General features: G+C 54.5%; 7 protein-coding genes and 2 pseudogenes. 7 read left to right on the top strand and 2 right to left on the bottom strand.

Features of this window, described 5'->3' with window-relative positions:
• Positions 1-250: pseudogene (locus KBZ07_RS15910) on the bottom strand (photosystem II q(b) protein); the annotation flags it as partial.
• A gap of 369 nt (positions 251-619) precedes the next feature.
• Here KBZ07_RS15910 and KBZ07_RS15905 point away from each other — a divergent pair.
• From KBZ07_RS15905 to KBZ07_RS15890, 5 genes and pseudogenes are all read left to right on the top strand, one after another.
• The gene (locus tag KBZ07_RS15905) at positions 620-745 is read left to right on the top strand and encodes a hypothetical protein (RefSeq protein ID WP_254932518.1); all 126 of its coding nucleotides are present in this window, start codon (positions 620-622) and stop codon (positions 743-745) included.
• 237 nt (positions 746-982) lie between these two features.
• Positions 983-1,126 carry a chlorophyll a/b-binding protein gene (locus KBZ07_RS15900; protein ID WP_106502518.1) on the top strand — a complete coding sequence of 48 codons (144 nt, stop codon included), beginning with the start codon at positions 983-985 and terminating at the stop codon, positions 1,124-1,126.
• 250 nt (positions 1,127-1,376) lie between these two features.
• Complete coding sequence (locus KBZ07_RS15895; protein ID WP_254932517.1) at positions 1,377-1,613, top strand: chlorophyll a/b-binding protein; 237 nt, start codon at positions 1,377-1,379, stop codon at positions 1,611-1,613.
• Between the two features lie 397 nt (positions 1,614-2,010).
• Positions 2,011-2,301, top strand: a complete 291-nt coding sequence (locus KBZ07_RS16535; protein ID WP_396124139.1) for a FitA-like ribbon-helix-helix domain-containing protein — start codon at positions 2,011-2,013, stop codon at positions 2,299-2,301.
• Positions 2,225-3,118, top strand: a pseudogene (locus tag KBZ07_RS15890) (FAD-dependent oxidoreductase); the annotation flags it as partial. The gene KBZ07_RS16535 and the pseudogene KBZ07_RS15890, both read left to right, overlap by 77 nt.
• Positions 3,119-3,483: 365 nt before the next feature.
• Here KBZ07_RS15890 and KBZ07_RS15885 read toward each other — a convergent pair.
• Positions 3,484-3,903 carry a MerR family transcriptional regulator gene (locus KBZ07_RS15885; RefSeq protein ID WP_254932516.1) on the bottom strand — a complete coding sequence of 140 codons (420 nt, stop codon included), beginning with the start codon at positions 3,901-3,903 and terminating at the stop codon, positions 3,484-3,486.
• Between the two features lie 143 nt (positions 3,904-4,046).
• On the opposite strand from KBZ07_RS15885, the gene KBZ07_RS15880 reads away from it, so the two are divergent.
• A complete protein-coding gene (locus KBZ07_RS15880) occupies positions 4,047-4,295 on the top strand; it encodes a DUF3721 domain-containing protein (RefSeq protein ID WP_315859537.1) in 249 nt (82 codons plus the stop codon).
• Positions 4,296-4,337: 42 nt separating this feature from the next.
• A complete protein-coding gene (locus KBZ07_RS15875) occupies positions 4,338-4,733 on the top strand; it encodes a DUF3721 domain-containing protein (protein WP_254932515.1) in 396 nt (131 codons plus the stop codon).
• The last annotated feature ends 490 nt before the right edge of the window (positions 4,734-5,223 follow it).

Below are 5,223 nucleotides of genomic sequence, written 5' to 3'. Positions count from 1 at the left end.
GAACAACAGCACCGGAGATGATGTTGTTGCCGTACATCAGGGAGCCAGCTACGGGCTCACGGATGCCGTCGATGTCGACAGGGGGTGCGGCGATGAAGGCCACGATGAAGCAGATGGTGGCAGCCAGCAGGCAGGGGATCATCAGCACACCGAACCAGCCCACGTAGAGGCGGTTGTTGGTGGAGGTGACCCAGTCGCAAAACTGGTTCCACGCAGAAGCGCCTTGGCGCTGCTGAATAGTGGTTGTCATGAGAACGTTCGGGGAAGGGCTTGCCTGACTACAGCCGTGAGGCTTTGCAGGAAAGCAGTAAGTAGATGCGGGGCGGGAAACCGCCCGCTCATCTGAACGTAACACCAGTTCACAATTGCCAACCAACCCAGAGGCGCAATTGGACGACAGCAAAGCTGATGACACCGATAAGCCCGGCTAATCACGCACTGTCGGTGGCCGCTGCATGGGCCCACCGACCTAACCGATCATCGGCATTCCCCAGCTGGTTCTGCTGCTGGCGCTGATGGCCCTAGAGCGCAGGGGTGATCGGCTCCTCGGAGCTGATCGGCAGCTAGCTGGCGATCCTGGGGCTACTTACCCTCTGGCACCCTGGCCCTGGCAGGCACGATGGCCACCGCGGCCTACCAGCACATCTTCACGGCTGGCCTGAACATCTCCGTGCTGGAGCTGGTGGTCCTCTATCTAGGCGGCAGCCTTGCCCTGCTCTTCAACGAGCCGGGTCGCTCTCTTTAATGCAGGCACGGGGGGAGCGAGCTCACCTCCGGACTGGATCAAGGCGATGGGGCCCCTGAAACGGATCAACCCGGTGGCTTCTGGGCCCTCACTCCGACAGCCGTCTCAGCGAAGGCCTTCCGCCAGGTCGATTGAGCGGCAAGAAGGGCAGCCGCCCATGGATTCGCAGCCCTCAGCCGCGACAGTGCTCAAACCCGTCACATTGCGTTACAGTTCTCGTAACAAACCGCAACAGTTATGACTGAGCCCACGCCCCGCTTCGGTTTCGTTGCCTTCGCCGAGACCTGGAATGGCCGTCTGGCCATGCTCGGCTTCGTGATTGGCCTGGGCACCGAGCTGCTCACCGGCCAAGGCATCCTTTCCCAAATCGGTCTGGGTTGAACGTCATGGAAACCGACTACACCGCTGCAATCTCGGTCGTTGCTCTGATCACCGCTGTGCTCTCGGCAATGACGATCTACGTGCTGAGCCGTCCTACGGACCTGGCTAAGAGGGTTGGATGATTTCTGCAATCACCATCGTTCTTATCGGTGCCTGGATTGTTGGTGCTCTCAACCAGCCGGATCTTGCCGATTGAGCTTCTAGTTCTTGCTTCTTCTGGTTTCCAGTAACTATTCCGCTACCAAAAGCCATGACCAACACTCCTTCTAACGACCCAGCGCTTAATAACAGCACCGAACAGCTGACCCTCGTGACACAGCTCAAGCGAGCTGAACTGTTTAACGGCCGTGCCGCCATGCTCGGCATCGTCATAGGCATCGTGGTGGAAGGCCTCACGGGCTTTGGTATCGCCCACCAAATTGGTCTCGGTGCACTAGTTGATGGTTATGCCGCCTGCCGCACCCAATTTTTACCGTTCTGTTTCTAGTCCGACTTTACAGCTGCATTGCTGAGGTTCCTTTAGCCTTGCACTATCGTTTCTAAGCAATATTTTACCTGCCCAACAATTGATTGCAGATTAGCCACTGCTAGCCCCGACTTGATGCTTTCCATGTCCAAGCCAACCAAGGACGACATAGAAAGATTAAGCCGTGGTAAATCGACTCGATCAAGGATAGGAAGTCGTCAAATACCTCATAGGCTAACGCAAAAGGAGCGCATTCTTTTTGAGGCAGCGCAACGTCAAGGATTTTTGAAAGTTCCTGCAGCGGGCATTCGTCCAAACGTTCTTAATATTTATAAATTGTGGTGCGACGCCGAAGGTAAAGATTGCGTTGTCGTAGATAGCAGCAAATCATAGGGTTAAGATTATTCATTAGAATTGCATGCCAACTTCGCGGGCCATCCCTGATTTGTTGGTGCGCAATGTCGATGACGACCTAGTCCAGGCGCCCAAGAAGCGGGCTGGCGCCAATGGCCGCAGTCCGATACATACCTTGCTTTTTCTAGCGGCGCTCACCATCGATGAGCTGCGCCGAGAGGTTGAGTTGGTATGTAAGCGGGGGGATCAACCGCAAGCTCAACTGCTGGAGCAGCGAGCAATCACAGGTCCTTGGGGGAACGTTGGTGAGCCGGGTGAATGTGTCGCCCGACTCGCAGCGTGTCAGCTCGGTTGAGCTTATGAACCTGGAGACCAAATCAGTTCAGGTGATTGACGATGTGGATGCTGTGGTCTTGGCCGTTGGTGCAAAAGGGCTCAAGTCTCTGATGGCTCAATCTCCAGAACTCAGCAAGGCAGCACCAGAGCTTGTTAGTGCTGCTTCACTTGGTTCCATCGATGTCGTGTCAGCACGTCTGTGGCTGGATCGTTATGTTCCAATCGCTTACCCAGCGAACGTGTTTTCCCGCTTCGAATCACTGAAGGGCTCTGGGGGCACTTTTTTCATACTGGATCAACTGCACAAGGATGCTCAACAGGCTCTCTGGGGTGATGAGCAGCCCCAAGGCTCGGTGGTCGCCAGCGACTTTTACAACGCATCGGCTATTGCAGCGATGAGTGATCAAGAAATCATCGATCTGCTTACGCGCGAGCTGCTCCCCATCGCTCATCCAGAATTCACCAATGCCAGGGTTGTTGATTCCGAGGTGCGGCGCTATCCAAGCTCGGTGTCGCTCTTTTCTCCGGGCAGTTTCAGAAAACGGCCACCTTTGGAAACCTCAACGCAGTCGATCGTCTGCGCTGGCGACTGGGTGCGGATGGGCGACAAAGAACATGGAGCCAAGGGTCTGTGTCAGGAACGAGCCTATGTGTGCGGGCTAGAGGCAGGGAACTCCCTAATCAGACGCAGGATTGTCAACGGTGCCGGTCACTCCCATCCCGTTCTCCCTATTCGGGCAGACGAGCCACAAGTGGTTCTAGGCCGTGCTCTCAACAAGCTCGTAATGGATCCAATCGAAGCCCTTGGTCTGAAACTGCCGTGGTTCAACTCCTAACGAGTGCTGGACTGACGGCCGAGTTCATTCAGTGCTGAGGCTTGCGGTCTTGTCGTTCAAGCACCGCCAAAAAGACGTCCACGCCATCAACCTCCTGGATCTACGCGACAGCTTGGTTGGTTTGATTAACGGTGAGGATCAACAGGCGCTTTTCGTCCACCACCCGTTGCCAAGTACATCGGTCTGTCAATGCAAATAAATAGATTCTCAATGCTCCGCTCATTTGGTGCCAGAAACACAAGCGTGGTTGGTACCGGCCCACTGCAGGGCTGCACTGAAGTCCACTCCTCGCAGGAAGGGATGTTGGCATCTGATTGGGATTGCTACGGCGCATCCGATAGCTGGGAGTAAATGGAGCTAGCGGATCAGTTTTTAGCAGCATCCGGGGATTTGGCGCCTCCGCAGTCTTGCCAGCTGGAGAGTAGGCGAGCCAGCTCAGATTTCATTATTTGCAGCATTTGGATGCGCGAGTCAATTGAGGCCATGTTAGTTGAGATACTATCCTTTATCACCGAACAATTGCATATGCCTGCGCGGCGCACTTCAAGAATGCGGGCCAACTCGCTGATCGGCACATCCATAGACCGTAAAGCCCGAATGATTTCCAATTCTACAAGACTTTCGAGACTGAATAGACGGTATTTGCCCTCAGATCGGGCCGTATGCAGTAAACCTTGATCGCAATAAAAGCGAATCGTTTTCACCGAAAAGCCGGAGATCTTGGCTATCTCGCCAATCCGAAGACCAGGAGCGTCTTGAGCTGCGGCAAGGGGCAGGGGCGCCATTAGTCAACCCTCCATCCAGTGGATAGATTCAACTCTACCCAAGGACCCGAGTGAAAAGCGCTCATGTCTCCATCAGCCAGCTCTTACTGGAGATAAGTGTTAGGATGTAAATAAGTATTTTCTGCCCCCTCCGGCTGAATCCCATGACGATGAGTTCCCTGAAGATTGCCGCGATGGGAATCGGAGCCATTGCGGCTCCATTCCTGCTGGCTGGAGCGTGCAACGCAGGCCAAAAGGACGTACCGACTCTCTACCCAACAAAGGCGGAAGCTGAAACCGCTGCCAAGCTGCATTTCAATTGCACCGGAGCCCACCGCATGGGTACCCAGTGGATGCCGTGCGCCACACACGGTGGGTCCCAGCCTTCCAAGCCCAGTGGATCCCAGCACTGAATTCTACAAGTGAATTAATTCACTGCTCGCCATCTAATTGATATGTCCCAATGCGGCGATAAACCGAAGCTGCTCGCCATAGGCGTAGCTCCCTTGGGCATCGTTTCGATCGGAATCGTGCCGATGGGGGTAGTGAGCATTGGTGTGGTGCCCATGGGGGTAGTGAGCGTTGGCGTAGTTGGAATGGGCATTATTAATGCCTGCGTGGTTGGCATGGGAGTGCTGATGGCAGGCATCAATGTCATGGGTATCTGGACATTCAGCCCAAGCAACAGCCGCCAACACCACAGCAGTCGACCAGTCCAGGAAAACATCATGGCCTACCCCAGCAAGGTGTTGGCTCTAGAAAAAGCCCAGGAGCTTGGCTGCAATGGCGTTCATGCCATGGGATCGCTATGGATGCCATGCGCTGAGTATGCGCATCCAAAACACTGCTGAATCAGCCTGTTGAAGCAACTCTTCTTATCCATCACAATTATCATCAACGAAGGTCCATGGCCCCGATTCTTAGCCTCATTCTTATCGGCACCAGCTCACTCGCTGGCCTATCCCAAGACTATTCCTCTGAATTTATTCGTTTCAATACCCATGCTTCCGAGTTGCTAGCCTGCGGCGGCGGCGGCTCAGGCTCCTATCGCAAACCCCCGAAGCCCGGCCATGCGAAACCTGGGGATTCGGCACATCAGAGGGGGACCCAGCCAACTAGCACCGACATTAAGCCAGTCCAAACAAACATAAATTCAAGCCAAACCTGAATTCAGCACAAGAACAAGGGCCCCGGCAATTAACTGCCGGGGCTTTTAATTTTAAAACTAGAATTTAAATGTCGTTTTGACTAGAGCCCCAATCGAACTGAAGCCTTGCCCCACGGGCGTTCTTTGCCCCATCGGCCGGCTAAGATAAAATAGGGCAGGTGTAATGCTGATCT

This window comes from Cyanobium sp. BA20m-14, assembly GCF_024346295.1.
Note: the sequence above shows the minus strand (reverse complement) of the source record. Positions and strands in the feature narration are given on the sequence as shown.

Excerpts from the sequence above, each read along its gene's own strand:
- KBZ07_RS15905 (WP_254932518.1), top strand. The coding sequence starts at position 620 with ATGGCCACCGCGGCCTACCAGCACATCTTCACGGCTGGCCTGAACATC.
- KBZ07_RS15900 (WP_106502518.1), top strand. The coding sequence starts at position 983 with ATGACTGAGCCCACGCCCCGCTTCGGTTTCGTTGCCTTCGCCGAGACC.
- KBZ07_RS15895 (WP_254932517.1), top strand. The coding sequence starts at position 1,377 with ATGACCAACACTCCTTCTAACGACCCAGCGCTTAATAACAGCACCGAA.
- KBZ07_RS16535 (WP_396124139.1), top strand. The coding sequence starts at position 2,011 with ATGCCAACTTCGCGGGCCATCCCTGATTTGTTGGTGCGCAATGTCGAT.
- KBZ07_RS15885 (WP_254932516.1), bottom strand. The coding sequence starts at position 3,903 with ATGGCGCCCCTGCCCCTTGCCGCAGCTCAAGACGCTCCTGGTCTTCGG.
- KBZ07_RS15880 (WP_315859537.1), top strand. The coding sequence starts at position 4,047 with ATGACGATGAGTTCCCTGAAGATTGCCGCGATGGGAATCGGAGCCATT.
- KBZ07_RS15875 (WP_254932515.1), top strand. The coding sequence starts at position 4,338 with ATGTCCCAATGCGGCGATAAACCGAAGCTGCTCGCCATAGGCGTAGCT.